Genomic DNA, 17,449 nt, shown 5'->3' with positions numbered 1-17,449 from the left:
GGAAAACAAGTCCTGTATGCCGATCTCACGCCATGAACAACGGGCTATCCTTGTCCGGTAAAGAGACCATAGAATAAGAGCACGGCCGCCGTAACCATGACCAGGGCTGTCAAGACCAGGATGACGTTGGTGAGCCAGCTTAAGGACTGGTCCCGCATCACTTTGCGGCTATTGCCAATAAAGATCAGGTAGACGACCAGAATCGGAGCCAGCACGCCTGATATGACGTTCGCCCAGAAGATGAGTGTGATCGGATCCAGGTGCAGCAGGGACATACCCACGCTGATCAGCAGGGCCACGGTCAGGATCAGGTAGAAGCCCTCGTTTTGCCAGGGCTTCTTGGAGAGTCCCACGGGCCAGCCGAAGGTGCCGGCCACCGCATAGGATGTACTGGCAAGCAGGACCGGAATGGCGACCAGGCCCGCGCCGATCAGGCCGATGGAGAACAGGTATTTGGCGACTGGTCCCAGCACATAGACCAGCGCCTGAGCCGCGTCCGCGGCGGTCTGGATACTATTGTGATGCTTCGGATTCGCGAAGATCGTGGTGGCGGTCGTAAGGATAATAAAGTAAGCGACAAGGTTGCCACTGATGACGCCGGTCGCGATATCCAGGGCCGCCAGGCGGATCTTCTGGGGCAGCGTGCCGGGGCGCTTCTCTTCCTTTTCACCCTGCACCTGCCAGAAAATGTTATAGGGCGAAATGGTGGCACCGAGCAAGGCGACGGCGGCACTGATACTGCCAAAATTAAAGTCCACATGCGGCACAAAGGTATTATACAGGACCGTACCCCAGTTTGGATGCGACAAAATGGCCGTGAAGGCATAGACAATAAAGGCCAGACTCATAATGATAAAGATCTTTTTGAGGGCCTCAAAGTCCCGGAAGACGGTGAAGTACCAGATCAGAGCCGCCACCGGGACCACAAACCAGATCCAGTGGATGCCGGTGATCAGTTCCAGGCCACTACCAACGGCAACCAGATCGGCCGTGATCAGCGAGAGATTTGCGACAATCAATACCATAGCCGCGATAATGGCAACCCAACGACCATAATGCTCACGCAACACCTCGGCCAGCCCCATCCGGGTGACGCGCCCGATTTTCGCGCAGGTATACTGCACCGCCTGATACATTGGCGTCGAGAGGAGGAGCAGCCAGAGGTGTCCATAGCCATTCTGCGCACCATCGATCGAATACGCCGTGACCGCCGAGGCATCGTTGCCCGCCGCGCCAGCCATAAAACCAGGACCCAGCGTGCGTAGTAGCTCAGGGATACCACCGCGTCGCTTCGCATCCGGCTGAGGTGTCTCCTCCCGCTCTTCAGCGTCTGATGCCGCCAGGCGATTGCTCAACTCCATCTCGCGCACACCCTCGGCCGTCGGAATATTCTCCTCGATCTCGCGCAACACCCCACTATCCTGCTGCCGTTCTCTCAGCTCATGCTCATTAGCATCCGCAAGTTCCTCAGGACCGACCGTGCTCAATGCCTCTAGTTCTACTTCGCTAGCATCGACCCGCACCACACCCACACCGTCAGGGCCGCCAGCCATATCAACGCTCTGAATACGGTTGGCCGGAATCTCCAGTTGCTTCTTAAAGAGCGCACCTTTTTCAACGACAATTTTTGCTACATCGCCATGAGCATCGCGAACGACCCCTTTTACTTTGGGTTTACTGATATCATCTTCACCCAGATCACCATGTGTCGCCTCAACCGCCATCCCTGCTTTTATTTCTCCGGCTGATTGCGCACTCTTTTCCACCTGATTTTTAGCCATAAAAAAAAGACCCTCTCATCAAAGATCCTATGAGCCCCTGCAAGACGCAGACTGCTAGCTAATAGGTTACCTATTAATAACATGCAAACCCGGAAAAAAGTTTCGTGCTAACCCTCTTCATACTTCGTACGTTCTGCCGCTGACACGTCGCAGGCCTGGAATCCATATAGGGACTATATTCCTATAAAGGCATAAACTCAAAAATCTATATAGGTAGCATCATCATCTTTATGCACAACAGGATTACTTGTGTGGCTCAAAAACAACACGAGCAGGCTCAGCCCGATGACGCACACAGCAAACCAGATAGTGAATCCAAGGATGCCAGCAAGAATTGCGAAAGGGAGCGGGTCAGCGGGCAGCAATGCCATGCCAATGAAAGCCACAGCCACTACAACGACTGAGATGAGAAGTGACCGGAAGGCCATCTTACGTATAAAGCGGCGATCAGCCGCGACCTCGCCTTCTGGTCGCGGGTCAGTCTGAGCAGACGTGTTGCCTACAGCAAATCTTCTCGAAAGACTATCACGCATTCTATTACGCACTCTATGACGACTCCAGGGCAGTTTGGGCCATAGGTACAAGAGTGCTTGAAGCAGCATGCCAGTGATGCCAGCAATCAAAGTATATTGGCCGTAATGGCCAAAAAGATGCAAGATAAAAATGATGCCAATGCCAATACAACACAGCAAGAACAAATTGAAGATCAGATTGAAAGTAAAACATCCCATCGGCTGACTACGCATGACAGGTGGCATATCAGGTGGTAGGTTAGGTGGTGTACGATATTCTTTTGGATCCATAGAAGCATAAATACTTTCTTGCTTGCCAGGTAGCAAATAACTGTCTATCTACTGCCCATCGATTCATCTACCTTTATAGACGTTATTCTATGTCATCCATCCAACAAATGCATACTCAAACCCAACCGGTAACGGCTGCCCTCGTGGCTGCGAACGTCCCCTCATGAGCGGAGCTAGCAAGCACCATGAGCTCACCTTCCACCAGCCTCCCTTGAGGATAGCTTCCGGCCACCTTCCTCTACGTCTACGTGCACAAATAAACATGATCTCTAGGGAAGGTGGCCGGAGATGATCAGAGGGCGAGACGTGAAGGGAGGTGAACTCGTGGTGCGAGCGGCTTTGCTCGTACAAGCACGTTCGCAGCCACGAGGGCAGCCGCTACTGCTCTTTTTATTTCTGTTTGGTCTTTTGCCGGTTTATTTTCCCTCTATTCGGTAAAGAGACCATCGCGTAACGAAAAGTATTAACCACGAGCGGTCGCCGCGACCGCTCGTTTTGTTTTTATCTGGTCTTTATGTGCGGGCGTTGAGGGCAGGCAGGACTTCGTGGGCGAGGAGTTCGAGGCTGGTTGTGTCGGGAAAGCCGCCGCCGTTGATCATGAAGTAGTCGATGCCGAGGTCGACGATGGGTTTGAATTGCTCGACGACCTGTTTGGGGGTGCCGGTCAGGCCTGGTCCAAAGGGTCCTTTGTGCTTGGAGGTCAATTCCTGCAATTTTTGTTCGTTGGGTGCGCAATAGCAGCCAATCATGGCGGTACGGCGGATGGTCTTCGGGTCTCGGCCGATGGCCTCGCAGGCTGCGTCGAGTTTGGTCACGAGCTCTCTGGCACTGTCGAGATCGCGATAGCCGATATTCCACCAATCAGCATGGCGGGCCACCAGGTGCAGCATACGCGGCTGGAACGCGGCCACCATAATCGGAGGAATCGGCTCCGGCTTGGGCTGGCAGAAAGCATCGGTCACACGATGATATTTCCCTTCAAAGGTGACGTGGTCCTCGCGCCAGAGCGCCTTCATAATCTGGAGCGCCTCATCCAGTTCATCAACACGCTGTCCTGGACCAGGATAAGGGATATTGTAAGCTTTACACTCGGCTTCGTTCCATCCGGCACCAATACCGGCGATAAAGTTGCCCTGGCTCAGATATTGCAAGGTCGCTGCCATCTTGGCCAGCAGGGCCGGATTACGAAACAACTGGCAGAGCACGATATGCCCATATTTCAAGCGTGGCTCCCGCGCCGCCAGATAGGTCAGGGTTGTCCAGCCCTCCAGGAAATGACTATCATCAAATTGCACATGATCTGGAAACCAGACCGAGTCAAAATGACCCACAATCGTATCCAGACCACGCTGCAAATTTCCCATAAACTCTTGCCGCGGCAGCGTATTATCCCCCACCGGAGGCATCCACCCAAATTCAACGTTAGCCATACAAGAACCATCCTTCTAAATACTTCTCTCTGCCCTTCATTATAACCAGACAGTAATGCCGCAAGAATGAATAGAAGAGATAATAATGATCAACACCAATTCAACTCTATTATACACACACATATCGAAGAAGTGCATTTATTGTGCCTCTGAAATTGGAGTACAAGGATCATAGGTGCGCGTTTTTTCCTAAACGTTTCGACTGGCACTTAAACACCCAAAGCATGGTAAAACTGGCAGTCGTAGATAGAGGTATTTTCATGTTATACTGCAAGCATGACACAAAATATGCGTTTGACTTGTTTGAGCGGTTGTTCGTGCTGGCGGTTTCAGAGCATGTGGCGTGTCCTACAAGTGGTTTAGGAGGCAGCATCTTAGACGATCAGCATCAGGATAGAAACGAAAGGTAGCATGTTCCATGGGTGATATCTTGCGAGATTTTGAGCCGGCCCAACTGGCTCTGGCGCTGGATGAGAATTATATTGATTTTGCTCGTTTCATTTGTACCTTGCCGCAAGCGCGCTTCCATGAGGAGCCGGGACTATCATGGTTCGAGACGGGTGTGCCGCTGAGTTTCTTGAATGGCGTGATCAAGACGCAGCAGAGGCCCGAACAGCTCTCGACCACGATCAAGCGTATCCACACATATTTTGCGCAACGGCACCTGCCATTTCACTGGCATATAGGATCAGCCTCAGAGCCCGCTAACTTTCACGCTCAGCTTGAGGAGCAAGGCATTGCCTATGATGAATCTGAGCCAGGTATGGCGCTGGACCTCCAGCAGATCGGCGACGAGGTGTCGAATCCGATTGGACTGGAGATTCAACCAGTAACGAATAGTGTCAGGCTGCGGCAATGGATTGAGGTCTGGGGCTGTGGAGCACCGCCTGAGATCAATGAACACTTCTACCAGGCCTACAACCAGCTCTCTCTGGAACCGGGGAACCCATACCGCCTATATCTTGGACTCCTCAATGATCAGCCAGTAGCTACAGCGGCCCTTTTCCAGGGCAAAGAAGTGGCTTCGATCCGCTATATTGTTACGATCCATGCGGCCCGCCGCCAGGGCATCGGGTCAATTATGACACGCACGGCCGCCCTTGAAGCGCGCCGCCTCCACTATCGCGTCGCCGTCCTCACCGCTTCCCCCCAGGGACGCTCTGTCTATGAGAACATCGGCTTCCGCCCTTTCTGCACCGTCTCCACATACGAATGGTGGCCCGCCAGAGGCTAGACCAGACGATAAGCGCACAACCGGGCTAGATTTTATATTGACCAACTGCCCATTAATATGCTATACTAAGGGCAAGAAGAAAAAAGCAGGGTGAGATCGAGAGGGTGCTATGCCAAAGATTGTAGATGAGCAGATGCGGGAAGCCACACGGCGCAAGATTCTGCGTGAGGCGGCCCGCGAGTTTGCGCGCCTGGGCTTTGATCAGGCCAATATTAATCTGATCGCGGAACAGGCCGGCATCGGCAAGGGCACCATCTACCTCTATTTTGAGAATAAACGCGAGCTGTTCCTGGCGATGCTGCGCACGATTGCTCAGACGCAACTCGGGACGGTGCGTACGGCCCTGGCGGAAGCCGGAACGTTAGAGCAACGCATCGCGCGGCTCTTTCTGGCCTTTGCTCGTCTGGCCGAAGAAGATAGCGATAGTTTCAGCGTCTATATGAGTGCCCTCTACGGCGTCAATCGCGCCTTCCAGGCCGAGGCGACGCGCCTGCTACGCGACTACCTGGCCGTGATCTCTATGGTTCTGGAGCAAGGTCGGGCCAATGGCGAGATCCAGGCCGAGAGCAGCGAAGCCAACGCGCTCCTCGTGCTTTCCCTTACCGAATCCTATATCTTATCGGCCCGCGTCCTTGATTGGCCTGAAGCCGAGATTACCAATCGTGCAAGCGCCATCGCCCACGCAATTATCCAGGGCCTGACTGCACAACCCACATAATCGTGGGGATATCATGCGAAAACAATCGGGGACAAGCCCCGAATCTACGTAATCGTTTTTTTTTGTTGTTTTTTAATGAATGACTGCCCACTCATAATAATATAATCAGGAGTAACAAGAGCTTATGAATTCTTTATCAAGTCGTTTAGCCGGCCGCAAGCGCTTCCGACTACAGCGTCTGATCCACAGCTTTGAGAGTCCACGCTACCTGCTCAAATGGGTCTTTCTTAGTACGTTGATCGGCTGTATCGCGGGTCTGGGCGCCATCGCGTTCTATGCGGCGATCCATTTTTCGACGAGTATTTTTCTTGGTGGATTGGTTGGCTATCAGCCACCCGAGCCGGCCGGTGAGGGCGCAACGGTGGTGACGTCTTTCTGGGCGGCGGCCCATCCATGGCTGCTACCGCTGATCACGGCGCTCGGTGGCTTGATCGCCGGTATTATCGTCTTTACGCTGGCACCTGAGGCTGAGGGCCATGGTACCGATGCGGCGATCGCGGCCTTCCATGAGGGCAAGCCCATCCGGGCACGTATCCCGATAATCAAGCTGGTGGCGTCCGCAATCACCATCGGGACCGGAGGCTCGGCGGGCCGGGAGGGTCCGGCGGCCCAGATTAGCGCGGGCTTTGGCTCAATCCTGGGACGTGTACTACGGCTGGATGCGCAGGACCGGCGGATCGCGCTGGCGATCGGCATCGGCGCGGGCATCGGTGCCATTTTCCGCGCCCCACTGGGTGGCGCGATCCTGGCGGCCGAGATCCTGTATCGCGATGACCTGGAGGTCGAAGCCCTGATTCCAGGCCTGATCGCCTCGATCGTCGGCTATAGCATCTTTGGCGCCTGGTCCGGCTGGGATCCTATTTTCTCGACTCCCAATAATCTGGCCTTCTCATCGCCTCCACAGCTGATCTACTATGTCGTGCTGGGACTACTCTGTGGACTGGTCGGCCGACTCTATTCCAATGGATTCTATGGACTCACGCACGTTTTTCATCGTATGCCTCTCCCCAACTGGTTTAAGCCAGCGGTCGGCGGTCTGCTGGTTGGTCTGATCGGACTGATGATCCCACAGGCAATCGGCATGGGCTATGGCTGGGTGCAGGTCAGTATGCGTACAAATGGCCTGCTCGCCATTCCGCTGTGGATCATTATCACGCTCCCCTTTGTGAAGATCCTGACCACAGGACTCTCCATCGGCTCCGGCGGCTCCGGCGGTATCTTTGGTCCTGGTATGGTGATCGGCGGGATGCTCGGCGCGCTGGTCTGGCGGCTCTGCTACCATGTACTACCCGGTATTCCAGCGACACCCGGCCCCTTTGTGATCGTGGGCATGATGGCCCTGTTCGGTGGCATCGCTCACGCGCCCATTGCGGTAATGTTGATGGTCGCCGAGATGACCGGCAACCTCTCCCTGGTAGCACCGGCCATGATCGCAGTCAGCCTGGCCTACCTAATTGTTGGGCAGCAGTCCATTTATAGCAGCCAGGTCGCGACACGGGCGGACTCGCCGGCGCACCGCTTGCAGTTTACCTTCCCATTACTGGCAACGCTCTCAGCACGTCAGGCCATGAAGCCACTGGTCCAGCAGCTACGACCGGAGACCCCGCTCAGCGAGGCCATTGCCCTCTTCGAGCAACATAAGCTGAACGGCCTACCAGTCATAAACGAACACGGCACCCTGGTCGGCATCCTCACACCCGGCGACATCGAGCGTACCGAGGAACGGCTACGCGCCAGCCATACGGTCGGCGAAACCATGAATCACAAAGCCCAGAGCATCAACGCCGAGGACACACTCGACAACGTGCTTGAAGAGCTGACCACACAACGGATCAGCTGGGCCCCGGTCGTTGAGCAGCATCCACTCACCCAACTTAACAACGTCCTGGGCATCATCTTCGTCGCCGACGTCATGCGGCTCTACCGCAAAACCGTCCACAACGATGAACGCCGCATCGACACCATCATCCAGAAGAACGTCCCGGCATAAGATTGGGAAAACATGATCATCCGGCTCTGCGACGTGGCGCTCACTCCACGTCGCAGGGCCGGATGATCGTGCTTCACACAGCCGTACCACACGTTCCTCATCACTGACGCATCATCACCGTGATTGGTGTAGGCGCCACAGCACTGCGAGTCGTTCTTGCACGTTCACCCACGTCAACCCAGCAGTGCGGCCTCGCGTGTGGCGCCCACTCCACGTACGCAACGCTCGCTCATGGCACCCGCTCCCTCGGCGTATGTTCGGCACCGATCATGGGCGGCGATCTAGGTCGTCATGGAACGGCGTGTTCCGCCGGCCGAGCGTACGTCGAGTGGGCGCCACACGCAAGGTCGGCATGCGGCTTGATCAACGGTGATACGTGTTAGAAAAGCATCGCATGCCTGTGGCGCCTACACCACTCATGGTTCTTCAAACATGCTCGCTCGGCAACGTAGAAGCACACGAATCATGGAGGTGATGCGCTTCGTACGGGCACGATTCTGGATGGACGAACACGCCCGCCAGACCTTCCCCCATCAATGTGGTCCCATCCAACGTGATTGGTATAGGCGCCACAGCACTGCGTCCCGTGCATGAACATTCGCCCTCGTAAACACAGCAGTGCGGCCTCGCGTGTGGCGCCCACTCGGCGTACGTCACCGTCGCATACACACATCTTACGTAACGATTTTCACACTCAACATGGTCATGAAAAGGGAGCGTAACATAGGTAAGTATTTGCTCCTCGATTATTATTTTCCTGCATAATATCTTTTCAAGTATGTCCTATTTCTGGTGTCCTGGTAGTCTATATAGACAGATATGCATAAAGAGATGTGAAGGGTGTGAGAAAACTTAGCGGGATCGGGGCGCGCCAGCTTATCCACACCATGTTGTATAGATGCACACAAGACGATGGGGTCTCTCGAAGAAGGAGTCGAGTCATGACAGAGGCAGGTAGCGAGCCTCCGAATATGGAGGATCTAGTCCGGCGAGCTCAGCAGAAGGATGAACAGGCATTCGCTGTTCTCTACACGACCTATCTTCATCAGATCAATATGTTCTTACATAAAAAAATGAATAATGATCATATGGCTAGAGATCTGGCGCAGGACACGTTATTTAAGGCCTGGCGCAATCTGGCATCGCTGAAAGAGCCGGCAGCGTTCAAGAGCTGGTTATATCAGATTGCCAATCATAGTTTTTTGGATCTTCAGAAGCGCCGGAAGAAGATAGCGACCGTCGATATCGCTTCCTGCCAGGAGAATACCTATCATTTACAGGTTGAGGGTCCCGAGGATGGCTATATCTCTAAGGAGTTGTTCTACGAGGCACTTGACCTGATGAAGCCCAAACATCGAGACTGTTTACTACTCTATGTCCACGAGAATAAAAGTAAAGCTGAAATCGCAGATATGCTAGGAATAAAAGAAAATAGCGTCGACAAATATCTTTCGCGTGCACGCCAGGAGCTACGCAGCATTTATGCACTTATTGTAGAAAGAGAGAAAGATCAATGATGGGTCAGCCACCATGTGCCGCCTGGGAGGGAAAACTGGCACTCAGGAGCAGCGATCTCTCACATGCGGATCGGATCGCACTTAACGCTCATGTGGCTGGGTGCGAGGCATGTCGCAAGACACAGGAAAACTATTACCTGATGGATCAGGCTTTGCGTGCCTTGCCACGGTCCTATAGTAGACCTGATCCTGGACCTGCGCTACAGGCAAAACACAAAAAAGTGCGCGCTAGCTGGTCACCGCGAATTATATCGATGCAGGACAGACAGCCGGTGTCCATACAACGAGCGGCCGCGCTTCGAGTGCCTGCCCGTCCGAAGACGGTCAAAGCAACGGCCATGTTGCTTGTGGCGGCGACAATCTTGTTGTTCGGCTTCCTAAGTATCCTGAACACAAGTCGCGCCTCGGGGACCGCCCTGCTGACATTTAACGGTCAAAATGATTATGTGAGCGCCCTCGCCTGGTCACCCAATGGTCGCTACATTGCCACAGGCGGCTACAACCATACGGTCCAGGTCTGGGATGCGGCCACGGGCCAGGTGGTCATGACCTATACCGGCCATAGTGAGCCGGTAGATGCCCTCGCCTGGTCGCCCAATAGTCAGTTCCTGGCTTCGGGGAGCTGGGATCACACGGTCCGTGTCTGGCAGGCCTTTACCGGCCATACCGTCGAGGTCTATACAAACCATAGTTCAGAGGTGAGCAGCGTCGCCTGGTCGCACGATGGCAAGGAGATCGCTTCCGGGAGCGGTGATCATAGCGTACAGGTCTGGCAGGCCTTTGATGGCCATCTCGTGGTAAAGTTTATCGGACACGGCGAATTTGTGAATGCCCTGACCTGGTCGCCCGATGACAGCGAGATCGCCTCTGGCGGTCGCGATGGTCGGGTACTGATCTGGAATTCCCAGACTGGCGTCGTACGTTTAAACCACATCTATGCCATAGGATATACTGTAGATGCACTGGCCTGGTCGCCCAGGGACCAGACTATCGCCATCGGGGGTCGCGACAAGACGGTGCAGGTCATCAATGCTCAGAGTGGAAAACTGCTCTTCGTCTACCGAGGTCACACTGAAGATGTCGATGCCCTGGCCTGGTCGCCCGATGGCAAATACCTGGCCTCCGGCAGTTGGGACAAGACGGTCCAGGTCTGGGATGCGAAAAATGGCCTGCCACTTTTCACCTATCAAGGGCATAAGGATCTCATCGATGTCCTGGCCTGGTCGCCCGACAGCAAGAGAATAGCCTCCGGCAGTTGGGATCGCACGGCACAGATCTGGGAGCCCGGCACATAACGGATCGGCCCATGCGGCTGCTCTCATGGCGAGAGTGGCCGCATGGCGAGCAGGCAGTTGCTTCACCTGGCATCCTGGCGTGTATCAATGATGTTATAGCGCAACCATGCAAGACACAAGGAGGGACCCGCAATGACGATTTTCGGGCGGCATGCCAGACAAGAACTTGACCTGTTAGTTGAAGATTTCGTGGTGACCAGGATCTCAAGACGTGAATTCTTCTACCGTGCCACGGCGGCCGGATTGAGCCTGAGCGCGGCCTCCTCCCTGCTGGCGGCCTGCAATGAGAATCCCGGAACCCACACCAACAGCAATAAATCGACCCATGTCCAGTCCATCGAGACCCTGACCGTCTGGAGCGGTGAAGAACTGGATAGCTTCCTGCAGATTAACGCGGCCTTCACGAAAAAGACTGGTATCGGGGTCATTAGCGAAACCACGCGCGATATTAACGCCGTGCTGGCGACCCGCCTCAAAGGCAATAATCCACCGGACGTCTGCGGCATGCCCAGCGTGAGCACCTTCCACCAGCTTGCCAGCCAGAACAAACTGCTGCGGCTAGACACTTTTCTAGATATGGGACAATTCCAGAAGAACTATGCGCAGACCTGGATCGATTATTCCTCGTATCGCGGCGGCATCTATGCGATCCTGCCTAAAGCCAATGCCAAAAATACCATCTGGTATAATCCAAAGGCCTTCAAGGCCATCGGTGCCAGTATCCCCAAAACCTGGAACGAACTGATCGCGCTCTCAGACAAGATCGCCGCGCAGGGCAAGTATCCCTGGTCGATGGGCATGAATAGCGGAACGGCCAGCGGCTGGCCGGCGGCCGACTGGATCGACGAGATCTATATCAATAAATATGGGCCAGATATGTATGACGAGTGGATCGCCCATCAGCTTCCCTGGACCCATCCCAGCGTCAAGGATGCCTTTCAGCTCTTTGGCCAGATCGCGCACGGCAAACACTACATCAAAGGCGGTCCCCAGACCATCCTGTCAACCAATTTCCAGGATGCCTCCTACCTGCCATTCGACCAGCCAGCCAATGCCTACATGTACTACCTGGGCGATTTCACGGCCGGCTTCATCAAGGATCAATTCAAGAATAGCCAGAGCGGCAAAGATTTCGACTTTTTTGCCTTCCCCACCATCAATCCAAAGTACAAAGGCTCCGTCGTCGGTACCGCCGACCTGATCGCAGCCTTCAAGGATAATGATGGGACGCGCCAATATATGGAGTTTTTATCCAGTGCCGAAGCCCAGAGCATCTGGGTCAAGCGCGGAGGAGCAACCTCCATCAACGCAAATGTCGACCTGACCAGCTATCCCGACGACCTGGCCCGCAATGCCGCCAAACAGATGGCGACCGCCAGTTCACTCCGCGTCAGTGCCGACGACCTGATGCCCCTGATCGTCGAAAACTACTACTGGCAAGGAGCCCTGCAGTATATTGAGAATCCCAAACAGCTGGATAACATCCTTGCCACGATCGAAGAGATTGCACTACAAGCCTACATATAAATACAGAGATCATTAGACCGTGTACACTGACTATCGATAACATGCAGCAAAGGTTGACGGCAGCATACGAGAGGGAGTTTTAAGAGGTCAAGAAAAGATAGACGGCCAGCAGGACACCAATGATACAGGCCAGAACCGTCAACACAATCGGGAAAGCAACCACAGGATGGAACGTGTCACGGTCAATGTCGCGTCGTACTTGAATAAAGTGGAAGAGCGACCAGACGATTGCCAGTACACCCAGAAAGGTCAGGGCCACACCAATAATCATCGAATAGTGTAACGAGACCAATGGTAACGGCTGATTTTTCACACCCAACTCACGCAAAAATAAACCAAAACGAGCCACCACAAAACCAATCGTAATCGTCGCCAGCCCTGTCCGCATCCACGCCAGAAACGTACGCTCATTCGCCAGATGATTCGTCACCTGGCGACTTGTCCAGCGCCTCGACTTCTTCTTCTCATCTTGCATCTACACGCTAATCCTCAATCTTTCCTCCAAAATAGAGCCCTTTCCACCATACCACCGCCCTCACCACCATGTCAAAACCCAAACAACGGCCGCCAGCCGCTCACCCCACGTAACGGCAGGGCTTGCCCCTGCTCCAGCTCACGTACGTAATATCCCTCAAACACGTAATCTTGTGAAGGCGAATCTATCCAGATACGTGCTGCGTACTGCTTTTGCATAGTCATACGTCTACAGGTTGCAGGCGCAAGACCTGCCGCTACGTTACGCGGGGAGACGTGGTACTGTTCGCCGACATTGCAATCGAGATGAGCTTGAGTGGAATATATGGGCAACAAAACCACCTGCACAGATAATCAATAGCGGTTCGATAGGAAAGCGAAAACGCATCGTGCTATAGAAGATAACGTTTTGAAGGATGGTAAAACCAAGCACAAGATACAGCATCAAGAGCGGCTTTTTGTAGCGCCTCCACGTCAGGAAAAGTCCAACGGCCGCGAGCAGATAGGTAGGCCAGGTCTGGATCGGGATGAGGATAAGCAGGATTTTCGACGAGAGGCGCGCAGGAAACTGCTCAAGGGGCAGTCCGTGTGAGTAAGTGTAAGGCTTCCACATGTTTATAAAATGCAAGCAAAAGATAGTTGGTAGTTCCGCCAGATGTGTCCACATCCAGTCCAGCGCTCTGGCTGTCTGCTGCTTATCATCAGCAAGCGTATAATTAATTTCATCATGAATGCGGCTATCATCGGGAGGAGTCCAGAAGCCACGCTGATTGGGATCGCCAATGAGGACCTTATCATTGTAAGCTCCATCCAGCACCTCACCCATACCAGTGGCGACCAGCACCAGTTGCTGTGTGACCAAGTAATTGCGGTAGGTCCAGGGGATGACCAGCAAGAACGCCAGGAGCGCAATCAGGACCGTACGCCGCAGAGAAACACGCCAGGATTGTAGCTTGAGAATAGGCAAGAGCAGCATCCATAGTCCCAACACCGCAAACAACCCCGAACCATTGGGACGCGTCAGGATAGCTGCGGCCAAAAAGCAGCCCGCAGCCATCAACCAACGCATGTGCAGTACACGTTTGAGCATATCTACCTGCTCATGCCGCTCAACTGTCTGAGAAAAGTTTTTGACATACTGAACACGGAACAAAGCATAGGTAAAACCAAGCAAGCAGAATGTGTACAGCGACTCCGTATAGAGCCAGCCATCATACAAAAAGAGCCCGGTATAGAGAGCAGCCAGACAGCCACAAACGGCAGCAATTCGCCGACCAAAGAGATCCCGGGCAAAGTAATAGATCAACAGACAGGTGCCCGCGCCAAGCGCACAATAGAACAGGCGCGGCAAGAGAGGATCTTTACCACCGACCACATAGAGAGCCGCGATAATCCAGGGCCAGAGCGGCGCGCGGCTCACCGAAGCAAACTGACCATGCACACAATAACAATGGTTATCAATCAAATTACGCGCAATATGCTCATAGATCCCAGCATCATAAGTAGCCACATATCCATGCGCATTGACCAGATTATAAGCCAGCCGCACCACCACCGCCAGCACAAAGACTCCGATCGCAAGCCCATGACGCCGCCGCATAGTACTCGATGAAATCCTTTTCATCATAAATTATGAAACATCCTCTTCTGCAATTATTTATATATATCTATCATAATATACATCCCGCACATAAACAAGCACAAATAAAGCCTGGGTTGTGTGAATAGCTATAATGTAGCAACGTATATTCAAGATAGTAATTGTAAATAGTAATACTAAAAAGTGATAGAAAGGATTCTGAGGTGCTAACTGGCAATCGTATTCGTCGTTATTCTTATGGGTTAATAGCTACGGCTGGATTATGTTGTCTATTGCTGTTCAATGGCCTGGTCGCTTGCTCTCCTGGTACAACTGGCGAGGTGAATACGTCAACGACACCGAGACCGACGCCGACAAAGTCACTGGCGGGAACAGTGTTGTATCAGTCGAGTTGGGCGGGCGGGCTGAAGGTATGGCAGGCGACGGCCGGCTGGAAGTTGGCGGGAGACTATGCACAGACCGATCTGGGCGAGCATCGTATGTTGACGATCCCTTATCGCCCGACGGTGGCTAATTATGCCCTTGAGTTCCAGCTTCAGGTGGTCGAGGTACCAAAGGATGGCGGCTACTTTATCGTCAAAGCCGACCCACAATCCAGCCGCGACGGCTTCCAGTCGCGCATCCTGAATCTTTTGGATACGAAACCACATGGCTATGCCACCCATCCTCTGGTCGAGACGGTGATTGATCCCGATATGCATCAGCAGGCGAATGTGAATGCGCAGGCATTTGATTATGAGCCTGGCAGCCAGTGGCACACATACCGTGTCGAGGTCTCAGCCGAGCAGACACAATTCTTCGCCGATAATGTCCGCATCAGTCGAGCCTCCAGCGCCAAAACCGCCACCCTCTCCAATGGTCCACTACGCCTGGATTGCGGCAAAGCCATCCTGCGCGTCAAAGGATTTGAAGTGACGGCACTTTAACTGACGGACCTGTTTGACCGGTTCAAAGCAGTGGAGAGATCGAGAGAGCAGGGGTTCATAATATAGAGGAGGAAGTGTTTACTTTTTATAATAAACATAGACCTGGAAGTGATCAACTAAAAAGCTATAGCAGGTCGTTTATCTATTGAGATGACGAGCGGCACTTGTATCATGAATTTCCATGCGTTCAAGTTCTCACTCAACCTCTCAAAAGGAAAGGAATTTCATGATGTCTCAAACCGAGATAAATGATTCCCAGCAAGTAAACGCTTCCCAAGGGGCCGTTATCGGGCAGATGGCGAACGATGTTTTGCAGACGAGTACAATCCAAAGCATGGTCGCAGGCGAAGCGACTATGAAGCGCACGCCGGCGAGTCTCAAGTCATCCGACAAAACCATGGAGGCTGGACATCCATACCTCAAGCAAATCCTGGATTTACACCATGCCTATTCACCCGTCTATCATCCACATTCTCCTGCTGATTACGCGCCAGCAACGCCATCAAGTCCTGCATCGACACCACCGGTACCCACACCAGTACCACAGGTAACCATACTTGGACCGTTCAACACGAACTATATCGCATTTGATAATGGTGTTCCTGTTGGTGGCTCTGCGTCTCTCACACTGCATTCCGATGGAACCTATAGCTTTAATGGCAGCTTTCACGATTCGGGCGCACCAAGCTATAATGTTGAGTTCTCATGGGTTATCGTGGGTGCGGCAGGGACGGCATATTCCTTTACCGCCTCTGGCCATATGGCGGGTACATTTGAGAGCGGCTCACGCGATTGTATCTGGACGCAATCTAATAGGAATGACGACATCGCCTTACACTGGGATGAGTTGACGAGCGGATACACGTGGCGTTGGCAGGCATATGTGAACTGGAATGTTCAATCTGCGGTCGATAGCCTTGTCTCGGCACTTAAAGCAGCGGGCACCGTCATTGCAACGGTCGTGGCTGTGGTGGCGGTGGTGGCTTAACAAGTCACGCTCTCCTGAGAGATAACCACAGATTTCATCATTGCACGTATGTTGTCCATATATGCAATGGTGAGGCAACCTCTCAGGTTTAATGGCACGACGTGTGGCAGGAGCCTTGCGTACGTGAAGTAGCGCCACACGCAAGGCCGCACTGCTGAGTTTACGTGGGCCAGAGGATCTTAACGTCCCGCAGTGCTGTGGCGCCTACACCAATCATGTTTTGGTGTGCTTGATTGATGAGGAACACTTTGCAAGCCACGTCCGTACATCCAGACGCGTCCCTTGGCGGAGACCATGCTTCATATGCTTACACCTTGCTGAACGGTCATGCTTGAAGAAACATGATTCATGTAGGCGCCACAGGCATGCGATGCTTGCTCAACTATGGAGAGCGCATATTTTTCGACAAATATGAGGAATGCCATGGCTGATAACACTCTTAATAATTCATTGGTTATAAACGCACCGGTTGAACAAGTGTGGTTGTTGGTCGTTGAGAAGCAGCAAGCCGATAAACAAGATACAATGGCAAATAAGTACATCCAGAACGCACCTGAGGGACCACTGGCGGCAGGGCAAGTCATTCATATGAAAGTAGGGCCTGTACGTATAACTATCTATGTGGATGCTGTTGTGCAAGCCAACCCTCCATTGGAGGGTCAGACAATCTCTGCCAGGATGACTTTTTTCGGGAAGGAGGGCAAGGTTATCGGTCGTTGGTTTCGCGATGCCGAACACCATCTCATACAAAACTACTCAGAACTAAACCATCCCTGGTATACGTTCATAGACCAAACCGATATTCGGTGTATATCTATAGATACAAACTCGTCCATCTTTGTCTATAGTACACAACCTGAGGCGACTTTTCGTCTGCGTCTGATGCCACGATGGTTGGCCCGACGCTTCAATGATGATGAGATGATAAAAAAGGCAACAATAAAGGCGATGGAAAAATATTTGCAAACGATTAAAACTGAAGCCGAACAAAATTTCAATCAGGCAATAAGAGGTTAGCGATTGATTAATTATATGGGATGATATATACTTTCCGTGTTACTACTGATTTTATAGTGATGAAAGGAGGGTCCGACTTATGAATATAAAGGGATTTTATATGGAGCGGTGCACCTCTGGACGGTTTTCACTTTCGATATTGCTACTGA

The 17,449-nt window shown here is 53.0% G+C and carries 14 protein-coding genes; 9 read left to right on the top strand and 5 right to left on the bottom strand.

Annotated elements, in window-relative coordinates; genetic code table 11:
* Positions 1-44: 44 nt before the first annotated feature.
* From EL633_RS20885 to EL633_RS20875, 3 genes are all read right to left on the bottom strand, one after another.
* Positions 45-1,781 (bottom strand): NRAMP family divalent metal transporter, encoded by a 1,737-nt coding sequence (locus EL633_RS20885; RefSeq protein ID WP_126629052.1) that lies wholly within the window; start codon positions 1,779-1,781, stop codon positions 45-47.
* A 197-nt stretch (positions 1,782-1,978) separates the two neighbouring features.
* Positions 1,979-2,584 carry a hypothetical protein gene (locus EL633_RS20880; RefSeq protein WP_126629051.1) on the bottom strand — a complete coding sequence of 202 codons (606 nt, stop codon included), beginning with the start codon at positions 2,582-2,584 and terminating at the stop codon, positions 1,979-1,981.
* A 512-nt stretch (positions 2,585-3,096) separates the two neighbouring features.
* Positions 3,097-4,014, bottom strand: coding sequence for an LLM class flavin-dependent oxidoreductase (locus EL633_RS20875; RefSeq protein ID WP_126629050.1), 918 nt, complete (start codon positions 4,012-4,014; stop codon positions 3,097-3,099).
* A 418-nt stretch (positions 4,015-4,432) separates the two neighbouring features.
* Between EL633_RS20875 and EL633_RS20870 the strand changes: the two genes are divergently transcribed.
* The 6 genes from EL633_RS20870 (at position 4,433) to EL633_RS20845 (ending at position 12,295) form a co-directional block, all read left to right on the top strand.
* Positions 4,433-5,248, top strand: a complete 816-nt coding sequence (locus tag EL633_RS20870) for a GNAT family N-acetyltransferase (protein ID WP_126629049.1) — start codon at positions 4,433-4,435, stop codon at positions 5,246-5,248.
* Between the two features lie 109 nt (positions 5,249-5,357).
* Positions 5,358-5,966 (top strand): TetR/AcrR family transcriptional regulator, encoded by a 609-nt coding sequence (locus EL633_RS20865; RefSeq protein ID WP_126629048.1) that lies wholly within the window; start codon positions 5,358-5,360, stop codon positions 5,964-5,966.
* 124 nt (positions 5,967-6,090) lie between these two features.
* A complete protein-coding gene (locus EL633_RS20860; RefSeq protein ID WP_126629047.1) occupies positions 6,091-7,956 on the top strand; it encodes a chloride channel protein in 1,866 nt (621 codons plus the stop codon).
* Between the two features lie 941 nt (positions 7,957-8,897).
* Positions 8,898-9,473, top strand: coding sequence for an RNA polymerase sigma factor (locus EL633_RS20855; RefSeq protein WP_161982289.1), 576 nt, complete (start codon positions 8,898-8,900; stop codon positions 9,471-9,473).
* Complete coding sequence (locus EL633_RS20850; protein ID WP_126629045.1) at positions 9,470-10,768, top strand: WD40 domain-containing protein; 1,299 nt, start codon at positions 9,470-9,472, stop codon at positions 10,766-10,768. The genes EL633_RS20855 and EL633_RS20850 overlap by 4 nt, the downstream gene beginning before the upstream one ends.
* Before the next feature lie 132 nt (positions 10,769-10,900).
* Positions 10,901-12,295 carry an ABC transporter substrate-binding protein gene (locus tag EL633_RS20845; protein WP_126629044.1) on the top strand — a complete coding sequence of 465 codons (1,395 nt, stop codon included), beginning with the start codon at positions 10,901-10,903 and terminating at the stop codon, positions 12,293-12,295.
* 79 nt (positions 12,296-12,374) lie between these two features.
* Here EL633_RS20845 and EL633_RS20840 read toward each other — a convergent pair whose 3' ends face one another.
* A complete protein-coding gene (locus tag EL633_RS20840; protein ID WP_126629043.1) occupies positions 12,375-12,770 on the bottom strand; it encodes a YidH family protein in 396 nt (131 codons plus the stop codon).
* A gap of 261 nt (positions 12,771-13,031) precedes the next feature.
* Entirely contained in the window at positions 13,032-14,396 is a 1,365-nt protein-coding gene (locus EL633_RS20835; RefSeq protein ID WP_126629042.1) for an ArnT family glycosyltransferase, read from the bottom strand.
* 176 nt (positions 14,397-14,572) lie between these two features.
* Between EL633_RS20835 and EL633_RS20830 the strand changes: the two genes are divergently transcribed.
* The 3 genes from EL633_RS20830 to EL633_RS20820 all read left to right on the top strand — a co-directional run bounded on the left by EL633_RS20830 (position 14,573) and on the right by EL633_RS20820 (position 17,300).
* The gene (locus EL633_RS20830; RefSeq protein ID WP_126629041.1) at positions 14,573-15,295 is read left to right on the top strand and encodes a hypothetical protein; all 723 of its coding nucleotides are present in this window, start codon (positions 14,573-14,575) and stop codon (positions 15,293-15,295) included.
* A 226-nt stretch (positions 15,296-15,521) separates the two neighbouring features.
* Complete coding sequence (locus tag EL633_RS20825; RefSeq protein WP_126629040.1) at positions 15,522-16,283, top strand: hypothetical protein; 762 nt, start codon at positions 15,522-15,524, stop codon at positions 16,281-16,283.
* A 423-nt stretch (positions 16,284-16,706) separates the two neighbouring features.
* Complete coding sequence (locus EL633_RS20820; protein WP_126629039.1) at positions 16,707-17,300, top strand: SRPBCC family protein; 594 nt, start codon at positions 16,707-16,709, stop codon at positions 17,298-17,300.
* Positions 17,301-17,449 lie beyond the last annotated feature (149 nt).

This window comes from Dictyobacter alpinus (genome assembly GCF_003967575.1).
Classification (GTDB): domain Bacteria; phylum Chloroflexota; class Ktedonobacteria; order Ktedonobacterales; family Ktedonobacteraceae; genus Dictyobacter; species Dictyobacter alpinus.
Note: the sequence above shows the minus strand (reverse complement) of the source record. Positions and strands in the feature narration are given on the sequence as shown.

What these genes read in the sequence shown, in the direction of transcription:
- EL633_RS20885 (WP_126629052.1), bottom strand. Translation starts at nt 1,781, where the DNA reads ATGGCTAAAAATCAGGTGGAAAAGAGTGCGCAATCAGCCGGAGAAATA.
- EL633_RS20880 (WP_126629051.1), bottom strand. Translation starts at nt 2,584, where the DNA reads ATGGATCCAAAAGAATATCGTACACCACCTAACCTACCACCTGATATG.
- EL633_RS20875 (WP_126629050.1), bottom strand. Translation starts at nt 4,014, where the DNA reads ATGGCTAACGTTGAATTTGGGTGGATGCCTCCGGTGGGGGATAATACG.
- EL633_RS20870 (WP_126629049.1), top strand. Translation starts at nt 4,433, where the DNA reads ATGGGTGATATCTTGCGAGATTTTGAGCCGGCCCAACTGGCTCTGGCG.
- EL633_RS20865 (WP_126629048.1), top strand. Translation starts at nt 5,358, where the DNA reads ATGCCAAAGATTGTAGATGAGCAGATGCGGGAAGCCACACGGCGCAAG.
- EL633_RS20860 (WP_126629047.1), top strand. Translation starts at nt 6,091, where the DNA reads ATGAATTCTTTATCAAGTCGTTTAGCCGGCCGCAAGCGCTTCCGACTA.
- EL633_RS20855 (WP_161982289.1), top strand. Translation starts at nt 8,898, where the DNA reads ATGACAGAGGCAGGTAGCGAGCCTCCGAATATGGAGGATCTAGTCCGG.
- EL633_RS20850 (WP_126629045.1), top strand. Translation starts at nt 9,470, where the DNA reads ATGATGGGTCAGCCACCATGTGCCGCCTGGGAGGGAAAACTGGCACTC.
- EL633_RS20845 (WP_126629044.1), top strand. Translation starts at nt 10,901, where the DNA reads ATGACGATTTTCGGGCGGCATGCCAGACAAGAACTTGACCTGTTAGTT.
- EL633_RS20840 (WP_126629043.1), bottom strand. Translation starts at nt 12,770, where the DNA reads ATGCAAGATGAGAAGAAGAAGTCGAGGCGCTGGACAAGTCGCCAGGTG.
- EL633_RS20835 (WP_126629042.1), bottom strand. Translation starts at nt 14,396, where the DNA reads ATGATGAAAAGGATTTCATCGAGTACTATGCGGCGGCGTCATGGGCTT.
- EL633_RS20825 (WP_126629040.1), top strand. Translation starts at nt 15,522, where the DNA reads ATGATGTCTCAAACCGAGATAAATGATTCCCAGCAAGTAAACGCTTCC.
- EL633_RS20820 (WP_126629039.1), top strand. Translation starts at nt 16,707, where the DNA reads ATGGCTGATAACACTCTTAATAATTCATTGGTTATAAACGCACCGGTT.